General features: G+C 52.2%; 15 protein-coding genes and 2 pseudogenes. 14 read left to right on the forward strand and 3 right to left on the reverse strand.

From position 1 onward, the window contains the following. Window positions 1–1,579: 1,579 nt before the first annotated feature. From ACFQ88_RS20860 to ACFQ88_RS20910, 11 genes are all read left to right on the forward strand, one after another. The gene (locus ACFQ88_RS20860; protein ID WP_379456281.1) at window positions 1,580–2,695 is read left to right on the forward strand and encodes a slipin family protein; all 1,116 of its coding nucleotides are present in this window, start codon (window positions 1,580–1,582) and stop codon (window positions 2,693–2,695) included. A gap of 190 nt (window positions 2,696–2,885) precedes the next feature. Then, window positions 2,886–4,871 (forward strand): ABC transporter substrate-binding protein, encoded by a 1,986-nt coding sequence (locus ACFQ88_RS20865; protein WP_379456283.1) that lies wholly within the window; start codon window positions 2,886–2,888, stop codon window positions 4,869–4,871. A gap of 4 nt (window positions 4,872–4,875) precedes the next feature. Beyond that, window positions 4,876–5,646, forward strand: a complete 771-nt coding sequence (locus tag ACFQ88_RS20870) for an IucA/IucC family C-terminal-domain containing protein (RefSeq protein ID WP_379456285.1) — start codon at window positions 4,876–4,878, stop codon at window positions 5,644–5,646. A gap of 557 nt (window positions 5,647–6,203) precedes the next feature. Then, the gene (locus tag ACFQ88_RS20875) at window positions 6,204–7,541 is read left to right on the forward strand and encodes a hypothetical protein (RefSeq protein ID WP_379456832.1); all 1,338 of its coding nucleotides are present in this window, start codon (window positions 6,204–6,206) and stop codon (window positions 7,539–7,541) included. A gap of 131 nt (window positions 7,542–7,672) precedes the next feature. Next, window positions 7,673–8,689: an NAD-dependent epimerase/dehydratase family protein gene (locus ACFQ88_RS20880; RefSeq protein WP_379456834.1), complete on the forward strand. Its 1,017-nt coding sequence runs from the start codon at window positions 7,673–7,675 to the stop codon at window positions 8,687–8,689. Continuing rightward, window positions 8,690–9,763 (forward strand): dihydrodipicolinate synthase family protein, encoded by a 1,074-nt coding sequence (locus ACFQ88_RS20885; RefSeq protein WP_379456287.1) that lies wholly within the window; start codon window positions 8,690–8,692, stop codon window positions 9,761–9,763. 243 nt (window positions 9,764–10,006) lie between these two features. Beyond that, window positions 10,007–11,608, forward strand: coding sequence for an extracellular solute-binding protein (locus tag ACFQ88_RS20890; RefSeq protein ID WP_379456289.1), 1,602 nt, complete (start codon window positions 10,007–10,009; stop codon window positions 11,606–11,608). Window positions 11,609–11,628: 20 nt separating this feature from the next. Then, a complete protein-coding gene (locus ACFQ88_RS20895) occupies window positions 11,629–12,594 on the forward strand; it encodes an ABC transporter permease (RefSeq protein WP_379456305.1) in 966 nt (321 codons plus the stop codon). Continuing rightward, window positions 12,588–13,451 carry a carbohydrate ABC transporter permease gene (locus tag ACFQ88_RS20900; protein ID WP_239631811.1) on the forward strand — a complete coding sequence of 288 codons (864 nt, stop codon included), beginning with the start codon at window positions 12,588–12,590 and terminating at the stop codon, window positions 13,449–13,451. The genes ACFQ88_RS20895 and ACFQ88_RS20900 overlap by 7 nt, the downstream gene beginning before the upstream one ends. A gap of 49 nt (window positions 13,452–13,500) precedes the next feature. Next, on the forward strand, window positions 13,501–15,750 hold the full coding sequence (locus ACFQ88_RS20905; RefSeq protein WP_379456310.1) for a helix-turn-helix domain-containing protein: 2,250 nt from the start codon (window positions 13,501–13,503) through the stop codon (window positions 15,748–15,750). Window positions 15,751–15,794: 44 nt separating this feature from the next. After that, window positions 15,795–16,808, forward strand: coding sequence for a zinc-dependent alcohol dehydrogenase (locus tag ACFQ88_RS20910; RefSeq protein ID WP_379456312.1), 1,014 nt, complete (start codon window positions 15,795–15,797; stop codon window positions 16,806–16,808). Here the strand turns inward: ACFQ88_RS20910 and ACFQ88_RS20915 are convergent. Then, window positions 16,805–16,945, reverse strand: coding sequence for a hypothetical protein (locus tag ACFQ88_RS20915; protein ID WP_379456314.1), 141 nt, complete (start codon window positions 16,943–16,945; stop codon window positions 16,805–16,807). The two genes, ACFQ88_RS20910 and ACFQ88_RS20915, sit on opposite strands and share 4 nt — an antisense overlap. A gap of 145 nt (window positions 16,946–17,090) precedes the next feature. Here ACFQ88_RS20915 and ACFQ88_RS20920 point away from each other — a divergent pair, with 145 nt between their 5' ends. Both ACFQ88_RS20920 and ACFQ88_RS20925 read left to right on the forward strand, forming a co-directional pair. Further along, window positions 17,091–20,342, forward strand: a complete 3,252-nt coding sequence (locus tag ACFQ88_RS20920) for an outer membrane protein assembly factor BamB family protein (protein WP_379456316.1) — start codon at window positions 17,091–17,093, stop codon at window positions 20,340–20,342. Window positions 20,343–20,880: 538 nt separating this feature from the next. Then, window positions 20,881–21,837, forward strand: a complete 957-nt coding sequence (locus ACFQ88_RS20925; RefSeq protein ID WP_379456318.1) for a 3'-5' exoribonuclease YhaM family protein — start codon at window positions 20,881–20,883, stop codon at window positions 21,835–21,837. A gap of 385 nt (window positions 21,838–22,222) precedes the next feature. Here the strand turns inward: ACFQ88_RS20925 and ACFQ88_RS20930 are convergent. Together ACFQ88_RS20930 and ACFQ88_RS20935 are read right to left on the reverse strand one after the other, a co-directional pair. After that, window positions 22,223–22,648: pseudogene (locus ACFQ88_RS20930) on the reverse strand (histidine phosphatase family protein). Window positions 22,649–22,703: 55 nt separating this feature from the next. Further along, a pseudogene (locus tag ACFQ88_RS20935) lies at window positions 22,704–22,790 on the reverse strand (hypothetical protein); the annotation flags it as partial. Window positions 22,791–23,168: 378 nt separating this feature from the next. Between ACFQ88_RS20935 and ACFQ88_RS20940 the strand changes: the two are divergent. After that, on the forward strand, window positions 23,169–24,545 hold a 1,377-nt coding region (locus ACFQ88_RS20940), incomplete at its 3' end, for an InlB B-repeat-containing protein (RefSeq protein WP_379456320.1).

A 24,545-nucleotide genomic window follows, 5' to 3' on the forward strand; every position in this document is an offset into this window, starting at 1 on the left:
TGAATGCCTCACCTCTCTACAGCTATAAGTCGCAAAAATCGTCTTACAGCCCACCAAAATGCGAAAACGTTAGCTGTAAGCCGGAAAAACCGTCTAACGAAGGGCTCAAAGCTCTGAATGCCTCCGCCCTACAGCTGTAAGATGGAAAAACCGTCTTACAGCCCACCAAAATGCGAAAACGTTAGTTGTAAGTCGGAAAAACCGTCTTACGAAGGGCTCAATGCCTTGAATGCCTCACCTCTCTACAGCTATAAGTCGCAAAAATCGTCTTACAGCCCACCAAAATGCGAAAACGTTAGCTGTAAGCCGGAAAAACCGTCTTACGAAGGGCTCAAAGCCCTGAATGCCTCCGCCCTACAGCTGTAAGCCGGAAAAACCGTCTTACGAAGGGCTTAAAGCCCTGAATGCCTCCGCCCTACAGCTGTAAGATGGAAAAACCGTCTTACAGCTCACCAAAATGCGAAAACGTTAGCTATAAGTCGGAAAAACCGTCTTACGAAGGACTCAAAGCCCTGAATGCCTCACTTCTCTACAGCTATAAGCCTGAAAATCCGTCTTACAGCCCACCAAAATGCGAAAACGTTAGCTGTAAGCCGGAAAAACCGTCTTACGAAGGGCTCAAAGCCCTGAATGCCTCTCTTCTCTACAGCTATAAGCCTGAAAAACCGTCTTACAGCCCAACAAAATGCGAAATCGTTAGCTGTAAGCCGGAAAAACCGCCTTACAACTCTCCCTTTTCGTCACATGTGCCTGTTACTGCCTAGCTGTTACGTCTCTCCTTTGATCCACACTCAGATCCACCCTCTGATCCCCATCTGCCGACAAAACCGCCCTACTCGCTGTTAATGAGGAGTAAGCCGGCTAATCCACCTACAAGGAAACCACCTCCCTCACCCCAGCCCAATACAGTAATCCACCCCAGCTCAACATGATCTGCACATCCTTTTTTCCCCTCAAAAGGACGCTCCCCTATGACTGGGAGCAGGCCCTTTTTTTCCGTCCCTATTTCCAGTCGTAATACTTTCACCATGTTCGCGAGCGCCGAAATAAGCGATTATAATAACAGGTTCATGCACGGAAGGCGAACCCGAGGCAGGGACTTCGTACCGTCCCGCAGTGCAGGCACAAACTATGTGCATGTATGCTGTTTGCCCGATCCGGCAAGGATCTTCCCATTGAAGGGGTTCGACTCCCCATCGTGAAGAACGATAGCTCAGGGTAGAGCACTCGACTTTTAATCGAGCGGATATTTCAACTCTAAGACCGGATCTGGAATCTTCAGCGGCTTTCTTACGCGCACTGCGGCAAGGCTATGCAATCCGTGGATACCGGCTTGGGCAAGTAAGGTCAACCGCTTGGAGGATCATGAATCGGGATATAGCGGCAAGCTGCGCACATTTCCCGGACATGTGATCACAGGCGGCACACCCAGCTTTTCTCAAGCCTAAAACGGGATTCCGCCACAACTGCAGGAAGGTTCCAACGTCCCGGTTACCTACTTCCCCCAACAATCTGTCAATTTATCTATCACGTACAATCCAAAGCCTTCTTCAAAGGCACTTAAGAGGAGGATTTCCATATGCTTAAAACATTTCATATCCAAACCGGAGAGCGCGGTCTGCTGTTCAAGAAAGGCAGCTATTCGAAGCTTCTGCAGCCGGGTACTTACCGCTTTTCATCCTTTTCCGACATCTCGGTGACGGTTCTTCCTATAACGAAGCTTTTTACAGTTCCGGGCAAAGACCTGCAGCTATTCCTGCACGATAGTGAGCTGCTGAAAGAGCTTGACGTCATACAGGTCCAAGATCACGAATACGTGCTGCATTACCAGGACGGGAAGTTCACATCGCTGCTGACGGCGGGGACGTATGCGTTCTGGAATACCCTGAACAAGCATGCCTTCGTAAGGGCGGATATCCGGAATCCGGAGCTGCCTGCGGAAGTGGATACGGCTGTCCTGCCCAAGCTTACCGGCTATGTACAGTCCTTCGATGTAGCCAGCCATGAATCGGGCGTGTTGTTCTATAACCATATCATGCAAAAAGAGCTCAAGCCGGGCAAATATTACTTCTGGAAAGGCCCTGTGGCCGTTGCAGTAAAAACGGTCGATCTGCGTCAGCAGCAGCTGGACATGATCGGACAAGAAATAATGACGGAGGATAAAGTAACGCTGAGGCTCAACTTTGTATGCCAGTACAAGACGACGCATCTGCTTCGCGTTTTGCAGATCAAATCGTTCGAGGAGCAGCTGTACATCCAATTGCAGCTCATTTTAAGGGAGTATGTCGGGACGTTGAAGCTGGACGATCTTCTGAAAATGAAGCAGGATATCGCAGCGTTCGTATTGTCGCGGCTCCAGGAGAAGAGCGAGGATTACGGGGTGCAGTTTCTGTCCGCCGGCGTGAAGGACATTATTTTGCCTGGGGATATCAAAGACATCCTGAACACCGTCCTGCTCGCGGAGAAAAAGGCGCAGGCCAACCTCATCACGCGTCGGGAGGAAACGGCCTCGACCCGCAGCCTGCTAAACACGGCAAAGCTGATGGACGAGAACGTGACGCTGTACCGGTTGAAGGAGCTGGAGTTCCTGGAAAAAATATGTGAGAAAATCGGCACGGTTTCCCTAACGGGCGGAGGCAACCTGCTGGAGCAGCTGAACTCCCTGCTGGGGGATCGAAACGGGAAAAGGGCATGAGGCGATCATGCTCTTTTTGCTATTTTTGCACCAAAACGTTGGACGATGAAAAGTGCGCGACAGCTGTCCGCGTACCAGTTGCACCGGTGAGCCGATCCAGCAAGAATACCATTGATAACGATTATTGTTATCAAATATAATAGGCTTATTCGGGTAAGAAAAGCCAGCGCGTGAAGAAGGAGAAGGGCAAATGTCTATTCAGGATCCGATGCTGTTGTGGAGCCATGCAGCGCTCAAGGTGCTGGACGTGCGGTATGCTGCCATGCAGCCGGGAGAGAGCCTGCGGTCTTACCAGCTCCCGGCTCATATGTTTTTGCTGTCGGTGCGCGGTAAAGCCCAGGTACAGCTGGATCAGGCGGAGTACACGGTCGACAAATGCTTTGTATGCCATGCCGGCAAAGGAACCTTTTTGGATATTGATCGGGTGACGGAGACGTTCGAGTACTACATGGTATTCTACAATGCAGTCATCCCTCTGCCATGCCGTCAGGAGCTGCTGCGTCTGTACAAGGAGAATAACCCTTTTCAAGCGCAGTATGGCTTGATTCCTCTGCATCCGGTTCCTCTCTATTTGAAAATGGAGCAAATGCAGCAGCAATGGCGGCAGGCTACTCCTCTGCAGCGGTTCCATGTAAAAGGCTTGTTTAGTCAATTCGTGTACGAATTGATGGAGCAGCTGCAGGAGCAAGGCGGGCAGACGGCGCAGCCGGATCTGGTCGCCCAGGTGACCCGTTATATCGAGGAGCGTTATGCCGAGCCGGTTACGCTGAGCTCGTTGGCAGCATTGTTTCAGTGCAATAGGCGCCAGCTGCAGCGGCTGTTCAAAGCCCGGCTCCAGCTCGGACCGATGGAGTACTTGATTCAGGTACGGATGGAGAATGCCCAATCCATGCTGCGCCATACGGACGCTTCGTTACAGCATATTGCCGAGGCTGCCGGCTACACGGACAGCTACTATTTCAGCAGAATGTTCAAGAAATACGCCGGCGTATCGCCGCTTCTTTATAAAGAGCAGGCGCGGCAGCAGGACAAGCGTCGCCTAAATCCATCCCGTCTGTCGCAATCTCCCATTGGCGCAAGGAGGCTGCGAAGGTATAGTCTTGTTGATGATGAAAATCATTATCAATACAAAGACGGAGGAGTTACACCGATGTACAAACAATTCATCACTAGGCCGACGGTGGGGCTTATGCTTAGTCTGCTGCTGTTTTTGACCGCCTGCTCCGGTGCCGCAGGAGGCAGTGCAAGCTCGGGGAACGGAGCGGCTGGAGGGACGAGCCAGGCTGCCGTGCAGCCTGCGGCGGGAACCGGTTCGAATAACGGAGCGAAGCTCAATGCGCCTGTGAAAATAAAACATATGAAAGGCGAAGTAACCTTGGAGCATAGGCCCGAGAAAATCGCCGTCCTCGATACCCAATTCGTGGATCAATTGCTGGCGCTGAACGAGCAGCCTGCGGGCAGTGTTATAACGACGGGAGACAAGACGCAGTTTCCGGCTTATTTGAACGATAAGCTGAAAGATATCAAAGTATTGGGGACAAAGGACGAGCCGAATTTGGAGGCCGTTATTGCAATGGATCCTGATTTTATCATTTGCACCGAGTTTCAGGAGAAAATCTACGACAGCTTGAACAAAATCGCCCCTACGATCATGCTGGACCGCAACGAAGATTGGCAAGATACGTTAGTCACGTTCGGGAAAATCACCGGCAAAGAGAAAGAAGCCGAAAAGGTACTGAATGATTACAAGCAAAAAATCAGCAAGCTGAAAGCCGAATTCGCAGCCAAGCTGAACGGGCAGAGCGTTGCCATGATCCGCCCTAGAGATAACAATATCCGGATTCATACGACGACGCATCGTACGGCGGCCATTTTGTATGACGATCTTGGACTTACCCCGCCGAAGCAGGTCGTTAATGACAAGGAAACGAGCACCATGATCTCGCTGGAGGCGATGTCGGAAATTAACGCCGATCATTATTTCTTGTTGACGGACGATACGTTCCAAAAGCTGGCGGATCAGTTCCAAAGCACGCAGGTATGGAAAAACATGAAGGCGGTCAAGGAAAACCACATTTATCCCGTAAATACGACTTTATGGATCGCTTATTACGGGCCGATCGCCATGAATCTGGTTGTGGATCAAATAGCCGAAGCGCTGTTAGGCGGGAGATAAGCGAATGGAAGCATATGGATCGTTTTGCCCGGAGCAATGGGCTTACTTATCGAAACAGTTCGGAATATGCGAGAAAAATGCGAATCGAGCCGTTCCTGTAACCGATTTGCTGGTCGAGGAGAAATGCGTGGCCTATTTAGACGAGATGTCAGAAGCTGTTTCATCCCCATCGCGGATGACGACCGCTTCGGCTTTTGCCAAAAGGTATGCTTTCTTAACCATTGCCCCGGCTTTATATGCAATGACCGTATTCAACAAAGGGGTGGATATGTCCGTTGAAAATTGCTTTCTCGGTACGCTTGCGGATCCAGGCGATGCATGGCTGCCCCATGTCAGCTTGTCTGGATTGCAGACGAGCGAGCCCTCACCGGGAAAACGTGACAAGTGGCGCGATGGCATCATTCGGTCGCTTTTTGCCGAAAATTTGGCCCCGGTCTTCCGTGTCATGTCCAAGGCAGCCGATGCGCCGAAGGCGATTTTATGGGAAAATGCGGCGGTTCGTCTCTATTCGCTGTATGAGAAGCGATTGGGACAAGGGGCGGACGAGCAGGTGAAATCCCGTATACAGGAAGATTTCGACTATATTATCCATACGGCTCCAGGAAGCCTGTTCGGGGAAACGAGAAACCCGATGGCCCGATTTTACGGCGAGCCCGGCGGCGGGGCTGGTTCCGAACCGGCGGTTCGGGTTCGTAAAACGTGCTGCTTTTATTACGAAATAGAAGCGGATGGGGCTTATTGCTCGAATTGCCCGAAGCCGAAGAGCTCTTCCTGAGTGTACATTGGGACGTAAAGGTATGTTAGCGGAACCGGCGGGTGAGCATGGCTTTTATATAGGGTAGCGCGTATGTGCGATGCGTTGGGCGGAGTATGGCCACGGAGTGTGGCCAGGGAGGCGGCCTTAAAATGGCCTCAAAATGTTGCTTAGGAACGCCAACGCCGATAACGTCTGAAGGATGAAAGCAGCGGGTCGAAATTAGTAAAAATCGAATTAGCATAAATCGATATGCTACGCCTACTGGTATATAACAAACCGGTAGGCTTTTTTTCCAAGAAACGTCGACTGGAGCATCGGGGAGGGCAAAGCCTCTGGAAGGCCCGGCGATATTTGGTGGAGCCCGGTGGCCTCCGCTTGCTTCCCGATCCTGAACCGTCATGGTAATATAGAGGCAAACATTGACGGCAGGTGTATCCATGGATCAGATGAACCCGGTGAATCAGACCGAGAAACGGAACCCAAACAAACCTTCGGAAGCGAACGGCATTGCACCGGATGCGGCTGTTGCGCCATCTGCACTTATGGAGGATGGAGAGGAGAATGCGGCGGAATCTATGTTCCGGCAGCAGGACAGCCACCAAATCCGTATCGGAGTGATCGGACCGCAGGCAGTAACGGACAAAATGATGAAAATTATAGCATCGTTTCCTTCCTTTGCTCCGGTACCGTTAGTCTTCCTTGACGTGGATGAGGCTCCAGCGCTGGCGGAGCAAATTGCCGGTCAGGTTGAGGTTATGCTCCTATCCGATTCGCTTGCCCACTGGAAGGTCAAGGAGCATTTGGATAGAGCCATTCCCGTGCATCATGTCCCGATTACCGATGCAGGGCTGTATAAAGCGCTGTTTGCCGCTCATTTGTCGGGGCATCTTACGCGCGGCATATCGGTCGACACGTTGACCGAAACGATGGTAACGCGTACGCTCAACGATCTGAAGCTCCCGCACCTGCAAGCGGTCGTTTACGATGGTCCTGCTTATGCTTCCCGAAGCAGGCTGGTGGAATTTCACCAGGCCCGTTACCGGAGCGGGGACTGCTCGATGGCCGTCACGGGTATCGAATCGGTGGCTAAGGAGCTGACCGCTCTCGGCATCCCGAACGAGTGGCTCGTCCCGTCGGATCAGGACATCGTCGTAGCGCTGGAACGGGCGCTGCTGTCCACCGGGACGCGGCGGAGCAAGGAGTCCCAGATCGTAGTCGGACTGATCAATATGGACGATTTCGGAAAGCTGGCGATTGAGCGCAACAATGAGCATGAAGTACAAAAGCTGAAGCTCGACATCCACCGGATGGTGCTCGATTATGTGGAGCTGCTGGACGGCTACTTGACCTACCTTGGCGGCGATGAGTATTTGTTCTTTACGACACGCGGCATTTTCGAGAGGGAGACCGGCGGCTACAAGACGATTCCCCTAGCCAAGGACGTCAAAACGACGCACGGCATTACGTTAAGCATCGGCATCGGCTTCGGGCGCTCTGCGAGCGTCGCGGGCACGAACTCGCGGGCGGCACTGCGCAAGGCCAAGGAAGCCGGAGGCAACGCCTGCTTCATCGTCCGGGAGGACGGGACCTTGATCGGTCCGTTGGAAATGGCCGAGCCGGTGCAGAGCGTGCTCTCCTTCACGGATGCGGAGCTGATCCAGCGGGCCGAGAACGCGGGAATGACGAGCGCGTATTTGAGCAAGCTGCTCCATAACCGAGCGCGCCATGGAAAATACGAATACAAGGTGCATGAGCTCGCAGCGCTGCTAGATATTACGGTGAGAAGCGCGCACCGATTGCTTCTCCTCTGGATCGACAACGGGCTGGTTGAAGTGGCCGGAATGGAGAAGGTACCGAGGGGGAGGCCGCGACAACGGTTCGCCTTTACGTTTTTTGAGAAGAATCCGCAATGATCCGGAAGCGGGTTCTTTTTTTGTTTATTTAAAGACGATTAAAAGATTTGTCTTTATATCTCGTCTGTCGTTATCATAAAAGGTGTACAGGAAGAAAAAACCAAGCCTGAGAGGAGCTAATTAGGATGACGATGAAAACGGTGGAGCAATTGGAGGCCAAGCTGGCTGAGCCGACGGAGAGGCTGGTTAAGGATCTCGCTTCCGTAGACGGGGATATCGTAGTGCTCGGCGTCGGAGGGAAGATGGGGCCGAGCCTGGCGAGGCTCGCTATGAATGCGATCCGGGAAGGCGGCTTGAACAAGCGCGTGATCGGCGTATCGAGATTTTCCAATGCGGAAGCGCGGCAGGAGCTGGAGGAAGCGGGAGTGCAGACCGTCTCCTGCGATTTGCTGAACGACGAGGAGCTGCGCCGTCTGCCGCAGGCTGCGAATGTCATTTATATGGCCGGCAACAAGTTCGGGACGACCGGCAGAGAGCATTTCACGTGGGCGATGAACACTTATTTGCCCGGCAGAGTGGCCGAGACGTATAAGGACTCGCGCATCGTCGTATTCTCATCCGGCAACGTCTATCCTTTCTCGGCAGTCGGCAGCGGAGGCGTCAGCGAAGATACCGCGCCGGAGCCGTTGGGCGAGTACGCCCAATCGTGTCTTGGCCGCGAGCGCATCTTCGAGTATTTCTCCCATCAGCACGGGACTCCGATGGTGATGTACCGGTTGAACTACGCCATCGACATGCGCTATGGCGTATTGCTTGAATTAGCGCGTGGCGTTCAGGAGGGACGCGCCATTGATTTGACGATGGGTCACGCGAACGTCATCTGGCAGGGCGACGCCAACGAGATGGCGCTGCGCTGCTTGACCCGCTGCACGAATCCGCCTCAGATCGTCAATGTGACCGGCCCTGAGACGATGTCCATCCGTTGGGCTGCTGGCGAGTTCGCCAAACGGCTCGGCAAGGAGGCCGCGTTCACAGGGACGGAGTCGCCGAATGCGCTGTTGAGCAACGCTTCGAAAGCCCATCAATGGTTCGGCTATCCGCGAGTTTCATTGCTGCAAATGATCGATTGGGTAGCTGAATGGGTTCAAGCGGGAGGAACGACATGGAACAAGCCGACGCATTTCCAGGAACGAAAGGGGAAATTTTAAATGAGCACAGTCAACCCATCGCTATCTCCCGAATTGATTGCAGCGCTTCATGACGGACTGGTTATCCCTGCGCATCCACTCGCTTTGGATGAGCACCGCCAGCTGGACGAACGCAGCCAAAGAGCGTTAACCCGCTATTATATCGCCTCGGGAGCCGGCGGCATTGCGGTCGGCGTCCATTCCACGCAGTTCGAAATCCGTGATAAGGACATTCAACTGTACGAGCCCGTGCTGCGCCTGGCGGCGGAGGAGGTCGAGAGAGCGCGTCTCACGCGGCCTTTTATCAAGGTGGCGGGACTATGCGGGCCGACCGAGCAGGCGCTGGAGGAAGCGGGTATCGCGAGCGGCCTGGGGTACGACGCAGGCTTACTCAGCATGGGCGGGCTCACCGGCTGGAGCGAGGAGCAAATATTGGAACGGACCGAGGTGGTCGCTGAGCGCATTCCGGTCATCGGGTTTTATTTGCAGCCGTCGGTCGGCGGCCGGGTATTCAGCTACTCATTCTGGCGCCGGTTCGCCGACATTCCGAATGTGATCGCCATCAAGATCGCGCCGTTCAACCGGTACCAGACGATAGACGTGGTCCGTGCCGTATGCGAATCAAACCGACGCGATGATATCGCGCTGTATACCGGCAACGACGATAATATCGTGAACGATCTGCTGACGACGTACCGGTTCCAGGTAGACGGCGCTGCAGTCGAGAAGCGCATCGTCGGCGGATTGCTCGGACATTGGGCTGTATGGACCCGCAAAGCGGTAGAGCTGCTGGAGGAAATCAAGCCTTACCGGGACGGACGTCCGATTCCGCAGGAAATGCTGACCCGCAACGTGGAAGTGACGGATACCAACGCCGCCTTCTTCGATGCAGCGAACCGGTTCGCCGGATGCATCCCGGGCATTCATGAGGTGCTCCGCAGACAGGGGCTTCTCAAAGGAACCTGGTGCTTGAATCCTGAGGAGGTGTTATCGCCGGGACAGGCGGAGGAAATCGATAGAATGTACCGGGATTACCCGCATTTGAATGACGACGATTTTGTCAAAACCCACCTTCAGGAATGGCTCGCCGAGTAGCCCGCTCATGCGGGCTTTTTTATTTATTTCTACCGCTTTACGATTTTCTACATGGTCCAAAGGCTTGATACGACAAGGTTTTTCGGCTGAAGACGGCGAAAGATGAGAAAAACGAAAGCTCATGGAAATCGTTTTATTTACGAATGATGAAAGCGTTTTTATTATTAAGTCATGCAGCTGAGAACCTTGACCGCGAAGAACCGGAAATCCATGAAGGAAATCAGAAAAGGGGAGGAATGAAACATGTCCAAAAAGCTGATCAGCGGAGCCGTAGCGTTATCGATGTGCGTAACGCTCGCTGCATGCGGAGGAAGCGGGAGCGCACCCGCAGACAAGAAGGCGTCCGACACGCCAAGCAGCACGACTACGGAAAGCACCCAGCAATATGGTGATACCGGAGGTCTGAAGCTGCCTTTGGTCGACAAGCCGGTTACGTTAACCTGGATGCTGCCGAGCAACTCGTCCAATATTAAGGACGACATTCTTATTGTCAAGGAGCTGGAGAAGCGAACGGGCATTAAAGTGCAGTTTCAGACGTATTCGCCTCAGACGTATCAGGACAAACTGAAGGTCGTCGTCGCCTCGGGCAAGCTTCCGGATATTTTCAGCGGCTTGAAGCCGGCGGAGTTGAAGAAAATCGGCAAGCAAAAAGGGGTTGTAGCGATCAATGACCACGCGGATATGCTGCCTAATTTCAAGAAGCTGTATTTGGAGCAAAACAACTGGGTGGTCAAATCGTACGGCGACGAGAACGGCAAGCTGTACACATGGCCGATTTACGACCTGAACCGGGACGTCAATCACGGGTTCATGTACCGGAAGGACGTATTCGATAAGCTCGGGATCAAGGAATGGACGAATACCGAGGAATTTTACCAGGCGCTCAAAAAGGTGAAGGAAGCGTACCCGAATACGTATCCGTACGCCTCCAAAGGGCTGGCCAACATTTTCAGAGACTGGTCCTACGGTTGGGGAATCGGCGGAGAGCAGTATCCCGCATATTACGACGAGAAGGATAAAACCTGGAAATACGCAAGCGTCCAGCCGGCGCATAAGGATATGCTCGATTTCATGAAGAAGCTGTACAACGAAGGCTTGATGGACCCCGAATTTTTGACCGATACGCAGGATTCGTGGACGACGAAGATGACGAGCGGCAAATCGTTCGTCACCTGGGATTGGATCGGCAGACTGGATTTGTTCTACAACCAGATCAAAGCGCAAAATCCCGAGTACAACATGCGGTACGCGAATCCGATCGGACCTACGGGCAATGTCCGTACGCTCCCCAAAGTTTCCGATTTTAGCATAGCCGTAGCAAACAATAAGAATAAAGACGCGGCGCTCAAGCTGCTCGATTACTTGACCAGCCCGTCCGGCGGAGAGCTGATGACGATCGGCGTGGAAGGAGTCAACTTCAAATGGGGTGACGACAAGCGTCCCGTTTATCCGCAATTGGCCGATCTGCCTCTGATCGATATCAGCGTGCTTGAGGACCGTTACGGTATGTGGCTGGAGGGCGCTTATTTGAGACCGGACCGTCGCAGCGTTTATTACAAGCTGTCGGAGAAGGAGCAGGAAGCGCAGGATAAAATAATGAAAACCAACAAGCGGGAGCCGATGGACCCTATTCTGAATTTTACGGATGAGGAAATTTCGGTGCTCGCGGAGCTGCAAACCTCGCTGCAGAAGTCGGCGGAGGAATTCAATGCGAAATACATTTTGGACAAAAAATACGGCGACCCGCAATGGGAGGAATGGAAAAAAACCACCGCCAAAAACGGACTCGACCGATACATCCAAATCTACAACGACGCCCAAAAGCGGTACGATAAGGCGAAGTAATGCGAGGGAGGAGTGAAACCGTGCAGCAACCGAGCGTAAAGGCAACCACCGCGCGCACCGACACAGGAGCCCCATCCCGATGGTCGGCCATAATCAAGCATATCAAGAGGGACCGGCAGCTTCTGCTGCTGTTCATCCCCTGCATCCTGTTCTATGTCCTGTTCCGTTACGGGCCGCTGTACGGTTTGGTCATTGCGTTCAAAGACTACAGCGTGTTTGCCGGCGTATGGGGCAGCGACTGGGTCGGGCTGAAGCATTTCGCCAAGTTTTTCAGCAACAGCGATTTCTGGATCCTGTTCCGCAACACGCTGTTGCTTGGCTTCTATACTTTGGTGTTCGGGTTTCCGTTCCCGATTTTGCTGGCCATATTGCTGAATGAAGTCAGGAAGCAGTGGTTCAAGAAGACGGTCCAGACGTTAAGCTATCTTCCGGCCTTCTTATCCGTCGTAATTATTTGCAGCATGATTATCGATTTTCTATCCCCGGTCAACGGATTGTTCAACCAGCTTCTATCGAGCATCGGCTTCGAGAAAACGTATTTTCTCATCGACCCCGGCTGGTTCCGTCCGATCTATGTCATTTCGGAAATTTGGGGCACGGTAGGCTATGAGGCCATCATTTATTTGGCGGCCATCGCGGGAATTAATCCGACGCTATATGAGGCGGCTCGAGTAGACGGTGCCAGCAGAATGCAGATGATCCGGCATATTACGATCCCCGGGCTGCTGCCTACCCTGCTTGTCATGTTTATTTTAAAGACGGGTTCGATGATCCGTATCGGCTATGAAAAGGTGCTGCTGCTGTACAACCCGATGACCTACGATGTGGCTGACGTCTTCTCCACGTACGTGTACCGCAAAGGCTTGATCGAATCGAACTACAGCTATGCGGCGGCCGTCGGGATGTTCGAGGCTCTGGTAGCGATGGTGATGCTGCTTGGAGCGAATGCTCTAGCCAAGAGGATTGGAGGGAACGGATTATGGTAGGAGAGCGCAGGATATCTCTGTTCGTCATACTCAATGCCATTGTGCTTACCTGTGTCGCCATAGCTACGCTCTATCCCGTGCTCTACATTACGGCGGTTTCCTTGAGCGATACGGCCTCCGTTATTCAGGGGAAGGTGTTCCTGTTTCCTAAAGGATGGAACCTGGACGCCTACAGGGAAGTGCTGAAGAACGATAAAATACCGCGGGCCTATTTGAATTCGATCTATTATACGGGTCTCGGCACCTTCATCAATTTGCTCTTTACCGCCGTTGCGGCATATCCGTTGTCTCAGCGGACGTTTTTCGGCCGAAAGTTTTTTATGCTCGCCATTGTGATGACGATGTTCTTCAATGCCGGAATTATCCCGACCTATATGGTCGTGCAGCAGCTGGGGCTCATCGATACGGTGTGGGCGCTCGTACTGCCGAATGCGATATGGACGATGGAATTGATTATTTTGAAAAGCTTTTACGAAAATATGTCGACCCAAATACGCGAGGCGGCGCTTATTGACGGCGCTTCGGACTACCGGATTTTGTTCAGCATCGTCATCCCGCTCTCCAAACCGGCGCTTGCTTCCATCGGCTTGTTCTACTTCATGGGGCACTGGAACAGCTTTTTTATTCCGATGATTTATTTGAATGACAAGGATATGTATCCGCTGCAGGTCGTGTTGAGGGATATGCTGCTGTTCAATGCCGAAAATGACGCAGGACTTGTGGACCGTGCCGCCTTGGCTCCGCAAGCGATGAAGAACGCCACGATCGTGCTGTCGATGATCCCCGTTATGCTTATTTATCCGTTTGCGCAAAAATATTTTGCGAAAGGGGTGATGCTGGGCTCGGAAAAGGGTTGAGTGGATACATGTGGAATATATGTTGGATGACATCGTGTGAGGTGACGCAATGAACCGATTAATCGCCAACCGGGGGCTGCTGCAAATTTTTTTCGCTTTGCTGCTAGTCATCGCCATCATGTTAGCATCCAACTATGTCGTCTACAAAAACTCGATTTCCGGCATTTACGAAACCGTGGCGCAAAACAACAGGCTGGTCATCAAAAACATTATTCAATCGTTCGACAGCAGCTTCAAGACCGTGAACAATCTTGTGTTCGCGATTCATGGGCTGCCTTACGACAGCTTGGCCTCGCAGGAAGACGGGCGTCTCGATATGGCCAAAGTGTATTCGATGCAGGATAACCTATCTACGCTAATCTCTTCGGTCGATTTTATTGAAAATGCGGTAGTCTTCTATAATAATGCCGATCTGGCGATTACCGCCAAAGGCACCAGCGATATGAAGCATCTGTTCAATACGAAATACAAGCACGACCGGTACAATGCCGAGTACTGGAGATCGTTCACCAAATCGAGTCATCCGTTCAAGCTGTTCCCGGCCGATGAGTTCACGGTGCTGAACGAGAATCTGAGCCAAGCATCGAGACGGTTGATGGTGGCTGTGGACGGCAATAAGGTGCGGCTGTCCGACAAAAATGTCATGCTGTTAATCGATGTGGACGGACTTCTGCAGCAGATTGACCTGACCACGATGATTCCAGGCGCTTCCTTGATCGTGCTCGATGCGGAGCGCAATGTGGTGCTGAGTACAGACACCAATTGGGATTTGGCCGAGGTGCTGGACGATATTTATATGAATCCATCGCGGGAAGCGTCGGTTACCCGTAAAAATTTCGAATACAACGTGTACAAATCCGACTATAACGACTTTATTTACATTAATAAGGTCCCTTACCAATTCCGCAACGTCGGCTGGGTAACGAATGCGAATCTTTGGATCATGATCAGCTCCATCGTCTGCGCCGTTCTGCTGTCCGCACTTCTTAGCACTTATTTGTACAGACCCGTTAAAGATATTTTGAAGCTGCTTGGAGGCGGGACCAGCAAGGGCAACGACTTTCGCAAAATTTACAGCGGTATCGTCAAAGTCCAGCAGGAAAACGAAGCGCTCCAAAAGCAAATCGAATTTGTGGAGGCGGAGATGCGCCGGGGCGTGTTCCTGCAAACGCTGGACGGGTATGCCTACACTCCGGAGTTCGAATATCAAATTCAGCAATACTACCCGTATTTTTTCCGGGAACGGTATTTCATTATGGCTGCGGTACAGCTAAGACGTCTGGATGATAACGATTCAACGGCCTTAAGCGTTGAGGACCTCGCTGAGTCGATCCGTAACGGGCTTCGGAAGACGGCCGACCATGTCGTCGTATTTCACTCGGGCGGACTACAGTTTCTGGCACTTGTCGGAATCGATGAATCGTCGGACCGGAAGAAGGTGATGGACGGTCTGGAGGCATATTTGAAGCGCTCTGAGAAGGAGGAGCTGTACGGCTTCAAGCTGTGGGCGTGCGTCAGCAAGCGGTATGAGTCCAAAATCATCCACTGCAGCGCAGCCTACCAAGATATCGTGGACGGGATCCGCTATCGTCAAGTTGGTATACCGCGTTTCGTTATCGATACGGAGTCCGTTCGTTACGCTGCGGATATTTATTTTCCGTTCGAGAAGATCGAGAAGCTGTCCAATAGTCTGGTTAGCGGAAAAACCGAGGACGGCCTTCGTCTTGTGGATGAAATCATGCAGGAAAATGCAGGCCGCCATATTCATCATCATCAATTGGGCCATATCGCCAAAAGCATCTTTTATCACCTGTTGAAGCAAGCGGACGGTTCCGCAGCGAACGGCAAGGAGCTGTACAGGCTGGAGACGGAATTCTGCCGTCAAGTCGATCACGCCGACGATTATAAAGACGTCCGGGACGCGCTTCAGGATGTGGTACGGTACATAGGCGGCAAGCGGGGACAAGACTCGAAGAGCAAGCTGAATGCCGCATTCATCTCCCAATATATCGAGCTGCATTATATGGAAAATTTGTATCTCGACCATATGGCCGAGGTGCTGGACACGAGCCCCAAATATTTCTCCAACTATTTCAAAAAAACGTTCGGTATCGGTTACGTCGAGTACCTCAACAAGGTCCGGCTGTCTCACGCCAAGGAATTTTTGAAGCAAACGGACCTGAGTGTGGCTGAAATCGGGGAAAAGACCGGTTATTTGAACGCATCTACCTTTACGACTACCTTCAAAAAATATGTCGGCATTTCTCCGACCGAGTACCGGAAGAAACCAGTGGATTGAGCGGGCGATTATATCGCCGTGCCGTGAAAAAGGGAGGCAAGCAAATGAAGGCGGTTGCCGCTTGGAAAGGGAGCATCATCATTGCGGACGTGGAGCCCGGTAATCCGCAGGAGGGTCATGTCCTCGTACGCACCGAGTATTCCGCCATAAGTCCGGGAACGGAGATGTCTTTTCTCCGCAAAGCTTCGGACCAGCAAGTCCTGCTCGGGTACAGTGCGGTCGGCATCGTCGAGCAGGTCGGCGATAACGTGACCGGCCTGGAGCCAGGACAGAGAGTAGCCTGCTACGGGGCACCCTATGTGAAGCATGCGGAACGGTTTACGGTTCCGGCCAACTTAACTGCCGCCGTGCCGGAGCATGTCCGGCCGGAGGAGGCTGCCTTCGCCGGGCTGGGGGCGATAGCGATACATGCGCTGCGCACCGCCGATCTCCGGTTCGGCGAGTCCGCCGTTGTCGTAGGCCTGGGCATACTCGGGCAGCTTATTGCCCAGATCGCTTCTGCAGCGGCATTTCGCGTTGCGGGGCTTGACTTGAACCCGCGTCGGGCGGAGCTGCTTCGCCGGCATGGAATCGGGCATTCGTTCGACAGCCCGGAGCGGCTGGAAGGTGAGCTCATAGGGTTCACCGGCGGCGTCCATGGCGCGGACAGCGTACTGCTGTGTGCGAGCGGTCCCGGGGAGGAGCTCATCAACCGTTCGCTGCAGTGGATTCGGGATAAAGGAAAAATCGTCATCGTCGGTGACTTATCGATGGAGTTTTCAAGAGCGCTGATGTTTGGCAAGGAAGCGCAGGTGCTTATCTCCCGCGCCGGCGGCCCCGGACGTTATGATGCGCAGTACGAGCTGGAAAACCGGGATTATCCTATCGGCTACGTGCGTTGGACGGAAGGGAGAAATATCGGCGAATACATTCGCCTGCTGTCGGAGAAGCGTATCTCCGTCCTGCCGCTAATCTCGGATCGAGTTCCGATGGAGCGTGCCGAGGAGGCATACGTCAAATATAAAAGCGATCCCTCATCCATTATGGGGACGCTGCTGACATACGGCAAGCAAGGCTAGCCGCAGAGAATTGTGTGTGTGTACAGCCTTGCATTGCCTCGCCCGGCCGGGTCTGTTTTAGTCCGGCTTGCTTTGGCGTACCCTCCGGCAGGCTCCGGAGTGCTGGTAACCTGTTCGTGCGGCGGCTGATGCTCCATTGAAATGGCCTCTCCGATGTTAAGTCGCGTGTCGCATATCGGCGTTTGGAGCGGTTGGTACACTCCTTTCGCTGAAATCCTATGGAGTTTTTGTAACTGTAAGGGAAGTCAATCGACGATTCAGGTCCAAAAAGGAGGCTGTGTAATGAAAAAGGCTGTCTTCATGTTGTTATTGTGTCTAGCGATTATAATGGCGGGCTTCGGAGGGGGGGTGGCTACGGCGGCCACAACGGCCGCTGCGGAAAGCCGGCTATCTCAGAAAACGTACGGGACACCGGAAGAGCTGCTCGTCCCCAACAATTATACCGTTGCTGTGTTTAACGGGACGACCGGCAAGGAAGAAGGGCGCAACGTGCTGTATGCGACAAGCAAGGGCAAGCCGGGGCAGCTCAACGTGATCGATCTGGATGATTACAAGCTGCTGCGCAGTATCCCTATCGGTCCATCGGAAAGCTCGTGGGCGCATACGGTCGCTCCCAACGGGACGCTGTACCTTGCGGCGGATGGCGGCGGCGCAAGACTGTGGAGCTATTCTCCCGTGACGCACACTCCCGTGCAGGTCGCCCAGTTCGACGGGCAATCGGTTCCGAACAGCATTACGACGGACGAACAAGGACGCGTCTATGTCGGTACGTATCCCGGAGGCAAGGTGTACCAATATGACCCTGCCACCAAGCAGGTCAAGGATTACGGGCGGGTCATCGGCGCGACCGATCAGGAATATGTCCGCTCCATCGCGTATCAAGGTGGTAATATTTACGCCGGAACTGCCCACCGGCAAATTGTCCGGGTAAATCTGGAAACAGGTGAAAAAACGAATATCGCGGCGTCTTTAACTGTAAAGAATGATACCGTCTATGATCTGGATACGATTGACGACCGATTTTTGTTCGCCCGCTATACGGACGGCAGCGGAGTTCCGGGAGAGGGGTACCTCTATGACACGCAAACCGGGTCTTGGCTGGACGTTGAGCTGGAGAACGTGACAGGGCTGCACGCTACCGATTCCCTTGACGGCAAGCTCTACTATATGTCGGATAAAATGCTGAAAACGTTCGATCTCGCGACCCATGCGGTGGAATCGACCGGAATGGCGTACGGCAGCGGCTTGCGCGGCGCGAACTGGGTGGAGTTCCCGAACAATCCCGAGCTGCCTGGCAAAACCTTGGTGACGGTCCGGTACGACGGCGGCGTCACGTTGATGAATATCGCGACGAAGCAGGTTATTTTGCAGCCGCCTGTCATTCCGGGACTGCCGGGCGTCGTCAACCGGCTGCAAAGTGTATCCCCCACGCAGCTGATTACGACGGGCTCGCAGGCCCGGTCTTCGTTAGTCGATCTGACGACGAACACCGCCAAGCCGTTCAGCATCAATCAGGCGGACAGTGTCTATCCGGTCGGCAGCAAGGTGTATATGGGCGTCTATCCGGAAGGCGGACTGTATGAGTACGATCTTACGGTTGAATCCGGTGCGACCAATCCGAAGCGTCTAGCCGTGCTCGGCAACGATCAGGAGAGGCTTGTGAACATCACGGGCGGTGCAGGGAAGATTTTCGTCTCGACGATATCCGGCTACGGAACACTTGGCGGCTCCTTGACCGTGTACGACCCGGCAACCGGGGAGACGAAGGTGCACCGCAATGTCGTTCAAAATCAGAGTGTGCTTAGCACGGCCTTCTATAACGGCAAGCTGTTCGGCTCTACAACGATTCGCGGCGGCCTTGGTTCCGAGCCAACGGAAGCGGAGGCAAAAATTTTCGTCTGGGACGTAGCGAGCGAGCAGAAGATCGCCGAATTCCCGCTCAGAGTTCCAGGGCTGGAGAAGCCAATCTTCATAGGCGATTTGTCCGCAGGACCGGACGGCTTGATCTGGGGCGCGTCTTACGAATATATTTTCGCGATAGATCCGAATACGTATCAAATCGTCAAAAGCAAGAAAATTTATCCGCAGCTGAATTTCAGCCAATGGGCGCATCATCCGCTCCGCTGGTCGGCAGACGGTCTGCTGTACGTGCTGTTCAATAACAAATTGACGGTAATCGATCCCGACACATTGGAATTCCGCACGTTGGCGGATACGTCCCGTTTCGACTTGGGAATGGACGGACACTTGTACTTCACGGATCAGGCTACGAATACGATACTGTACCGAATGAAGGTTGACGGCGAAGTGGTGGAGGAGCCGGCTGGTATCCCAGTTCCCGTGCGTAACGCCGGATTGGAGGAGCAGGTATCGGGCGGCGCCATTCCAGGTTGGAGCCCGCTGTTCGCCTCCGGAACCGACTATTATTACGAGCTTAGCAAAGAACGCAGTTTAACCGGCGCTGCAAGCTTGAAAATTACGGATAAACTGCGTACCGCATCCGTAGCTTTGCAAAGCGATAAAATTCCGGTTACCCCCGGAGAAGAATATAAGGCGAGCGTCAATATTTATATCGAATCTGGCCAACCGGGCTTCATGTTCCGCTTCTTCGATAAAAACAACGCGACGCTCTCGACGTTGGAGCAGCATTTGGATGAATCGAGGCTGGCGCAATGGCAGAAGGTGACGCTGAAAGGAAAAGCCCCCGACAATGCCGCTTATGCGAGGCTCATTGCGGTGACGAGCCGATATAACATAGCGACTGCATACTACGACGACTTCTCCGTCACTGCCAAGGATACAACGCCGCCGAGTTCCTTTGCCGCCGTAACTCCGGCACCTAACGAGAACGGATGGATCAATCGCAGCGTGGAAGTCTCTATTACAGCGGAGCATGCCGACGCTATAACGTATGCTGCAGAAGGGGCGCAGCCGATTCAACAGGTGAGGGTCAAAGGAAACGCGGTGCAGTTTCCTATAGCGGGCGAAGGAGTGACGAGCGTTACTTACTCGGCTTCTAATGGCAGTGTCCAGCAGCAGGAACCAGGTAAGCTGGAGATTCGGATCGATAAGACGGCTCCTGAAGTACGTTTCTCCGGTGAGCGAGCCTATACGGTACAGCAGGCCGTTTACATTGGTTGTACGGCAAGTGATGCACTGTCCGGCCTGGCAGGCGATCCGTGCTCGGGATTGCTGGTCAACCGCCCTGCGTATACGTTCGAGCCAGGAAGCCATCAGGTTGCCGTATCCGCCACGGATAAGGCTGGGAACACAAGCACAGCCACGTTTACCTATGATGTCTCCGTTACTTACGAGGGAGTTAATGCCCTCATTCGCCAGTTCGTGACGGAACGGCCGATAGCGGAAGCTCTTTGCAGAGAGCTGTCGCTTGCCGAGGAGGCGGAGAAGCGGGGGAAACCGCAAATCAAGCAAGCCATTCTCCTAGCATTCGGCCATCAGGTGGACGCCTTGAGCGGCAAAAAAATGACTGCCGAGCAAGCGGCGGTTTTGAAGAAGTTGGCGGGGTATTTATAGACCGAGGAAAGAGTAGCCCCGGAACATAGGAAAAGACGCTCCCGAGATCGCTTTACAAGAGGCGACGGGGGCGTCTTATTTATCTTGGGAAGCAATATCATAACGTACATACTACAATATCGACTTCCGTATCTTTGAAAGCCTCTTTGATAATCTCCCTGACTTTTGCCCATTGGAGTTTGTCGAGGCCACAGCCTATCTGCGGCATCGCGAGTTTCGTAATTCCTTCATCCCTGCACATGTTTTTCATAGAAACAACAGCTTGAGTCAAGGCGGGATAGGTCGGTTTGTTCCAAAATTTTGACTTGGTGACAAGGTTTAAGCTTCTTCCTGCTTTATAGCATGCTCCTATGTCTAACGGATGGTTTCGTGCCCTATCTCGGAGAGGCTGGAGCTCGAACCTTCGACGGCAATTCCTGCCCCCATTTTGTTGAAATTTGTAATTCGGTATCCCGCCGCCATCATACCGACATAGTACGTTTATTTTCGAATATGCTAGAATAGAGTTATATTTTTACTAGTTTTGGAGGCAGGCGAAATGACTTTAATTAGGACATTAATCAATCAGGATGAATTCATGGGGTTTTATTTATTGAAGGAGCTGGAAGTAAAGCAGACGAACGCTACTCCGCCCAAAGATTATTTCGATATCGTACTGTGTGACGCGAGCGGCCAGCTGCCGGCCAAATATTGGGATGTAACGCCTACGGATAAGGAAACCTTTTTCCCTATGGGACTTGTGAAAGTGCAAGGTATCGTGCAGACGTATCGTGAAAAGCTGCAGGTCAAAATCAACCGGATCCGCAAAGCAACTCCGGAAGACGGAGTATCGCTGACCGACTTTATTCGTTCGGCCCCGATTCGGCCGGTCGATCTGATTTATACCATTAAGCAGGCAATGTCGAGTATTGTGGATGAGGAGATTCGGACGATCGTTGCTTTTTGCGTGACCAAAGTGGAAGAGAAGCTGATGCACTATCCTGCGGCCAAGACGCACCATCATGCCTACTATGCGGGGCTAGCCTATCATATTGTGCGGATGCTTGAGATCGGAGAGTTCATCTGCAAGCAGCGGCCGTTTCTTAACGCAGATTTCATCAAAGCGGGAATCATTCTTCACGATATTGCGAAGCCGGAGGAAATGATCGCTCAGATGGGGATCGTATCCGACTACAGTGTCCAAGGCAAGCTGCTGGGGCATATTTCGATGGCTTCGAACTGGATTACGGAGGCCGCCATCCAATGCGGTATCGATCTTCAATCCGACCGGGTGCTTGGGCTGCAGCACTTGGTCTTGTCCCACCACAACTTGGGAGAGTGGGGGAGTCCTGTTCAGCCTCAGACGGCGGAAGCGGTGGCGCTGCATCACATCGATTCGTTGGACGCTAAGCTGCAAATGGTGGAGGATGCACTGGAAACCATTCCTGAAACGGAGCAGTGGACGCCATCCATCCGCGGGCTGGAGAACAAACCGATTTATCGGCTGAAGCTGTAGGCAGGCGGACAGGAATTAGGAAAAGGGAATACATAGGAAGACTCGTCATAGCCTGGGATCCGGATGAGAGGATATGGACACACGATCCGTTATTTCGTCGAAAACACCATAAATCGGTAGGCTATCGGACTAGAGAGCCGTTATTTGGCGAAAAAGTCGCGATTATCGGCGTTATGGAGGGGAATAACGGATTCTGTGTCCTTTAGCCTGTCCCAAACAAGCTTTTTTGGTAAAATAGCGGATCTACTGTCCGATCCCACTATCGAGGGAGCTGACCGGATGATGCTTTTACATCATGGTGCCTTCGGCGGGAGTTTGAAGCGGCTTTACCTTCTATTTAAATGGTCCGGTGAATTAGCTTTAAGGACAGTCCGTTCTTTGTGGCTTAGCTGCCATATGTGTATTCCAGTGTCCCCTGTCCGAAGCCCACATTCGTATGCAAGGGGAGATTCAAGAAGCTTCTGAACAACATTTTTATCATACCGCCGTGGGAAACCAGGCATATTTTCTTCCACTCATTGACTTCAATTTGCTGTAGCAGTTTGGAAAAGAAGCTGTCGGCCCTCAGACGAAACTGGATTTTGGATTCCCCTTCTTCCATGCCCTCATGCATTCGCCGTCCGCCTGCAGGCTCGGGATGCAGCACAGCCGCCTCCGCTCTTAGCAAACGGGTCAAGACTCCGTTATTGAATTCCATTAGCTCCTGTTAGTACTGTACGGTTAGATGGGGTTGTTTCGCGATAATCTCCGCCGTCTCGGCGGCCCGAACCAGAGTGCTGCTTATAATGTTTTCCGGTTTTAAATTGTTCATTGATCCACGCTGCTGCTTTGTGCGCCTGTTCTCTGCCTAACTCCGTTAACGGGAAGTCTGCCCTCCCTTCATGTTTTCGTTCTATGTCGGCTATGGATTGGCCGTGTCGAACGATGATGATTCTGCTCTCATAGGACGCTATCCCCTTCTAACTTTAAATTATGAGTTTGAATGTACAGAGATATAAAACTTGTATTTAAACCCTATTTATGAAAAAAATATACTATTTTGTTGTTGTATATTGAACAACGGCAAAGAGCATAAAAGTTTAAAATAAATATAGTTCAATAGGGGGACTTTGGAACTATTTTATGACGGATTATGATATAATTTGTATGCGTATGCAATTATTTAGCTCTTTTTGCGGAGAAATGCAGGTTTTATTTAGGTCTTATGGTCTATATTTGTAAAAAACGGTGTGCAAAGGGGAGATGGTGAGGCAAATGCATCGCCGTTTATATCTTTGAAAAGCCGCTCTAACGAATGAATATGTTGCTAACTTTAGAGGAGGATTGTCTGAATGATATCAGCAGCAAGAAGCTTTATTCGAAAAAGTGTCATTGCCATGCTATTAGCCGTTTTAGTTTCTTATTTCATACCTGTAGCAGGAATGGCGGCGGGAAATGTATTGAATAATGGAAAGGTCAGGTTCGGTGATGGAAACTCGAGCTCCGTCAACGCTAACGGCAATCTCCTCCAGCCCTTTTATTATGGTACGGTGAATGGAAACGCCAATTGGTACCAGCTTACTTATAGCACTTATCCGTTAGATAATGCTCTTGGTGTTGGGGGCGACGGCACTAGCGAGTGGAATAAAAACGGCACTATTATTGAAAATCCGGCTCTGTCCAATCAAGTTATCGATTCGACAGGTTATGTTAGCACCGGCACCAACACCGGATATGGCAAGCTAGTATCAACTGGAGATGTAACCATCGCCGGTCAAAAACTACAGGTAAAAAATACATATACGTTGGGTCAGAATAATTCATTTGTAAAAACGGTCACACGCATTACGAATATTAGCGGGGCGCCCGTAACCAACTTGCGTTTTTGGACTGGTACAAGAGACGATTATGTTGGTATATCCGATAGTCCTAAAAAAGAAAGAGGAAATATCAATAACGGGCAATTTGTGAAGCTTACCAATCAGGCAGATCGTGCAGCTGCCCTGCAGATATCTTCTGGAGATACAGGGGTGCTGTTCTATTCCCCTTCACAAAAAGCTAACGTATCGATCGGCTCACGACCTTTTACTGCTGCTATTAATCTAAATCCCGCGGCGGCTCAGATTGAGCTTATAAACGATGGTGCATATGCATTATTTATTCGTATGAATGATCTTGCCGATGGACAAAGCGAAGAGTTTACATGGTACTACGCTGCCGGCGAGCTGGACAGCTTGTCGGAAGTAGTAGAGGATGTAGCGGAAGAGGCACAGCCGACAACACATACTCTCACGTATACAGCGGGAGAGCATGGAACGCTGACCGGCAGCGCTTCGCAGACGGTGAACCATGGCGCCGACGGAACAGCGGTAACGGCGGTTCCAGTAGAAGGTTACCACTTCGTGAAGTGGAGCGATGAAGTAACGGAAGCAACGCGTACGGATCTCAACGTACAGGGAGATGTCACTGTGAGCGCAGTATTTGCGATCAACAAGTACACGTTGACTTACACGGCAGGAGAAAACGGAACGCTGGACGGCAGCGCTTCGCAGACGGTGAACCATGGCGCCGATGGAACAGCGGTAACGGCGGTTCCAGTAGAAGGTTACCACTTCGTGAAGTGGAGCGATGACGTAACGGAAGCAACGCGTACGGATCTCAACGTACAGGGAGATGTCACTGTGAGCGCAGTATTTGCGATCAACAAGTACACGTTGACGTATACAGCG

Origin of the sequence: Paenibacillus sp. NPDC056579, from assembly GCF_042793215.1 — a bacterium.
In the GTDB taxonomy this organism is placed as follows: Bacteria; Bacillota; Bacilli; order Paenibacillales; family NBRC-103111; genus Paenibacillus_S.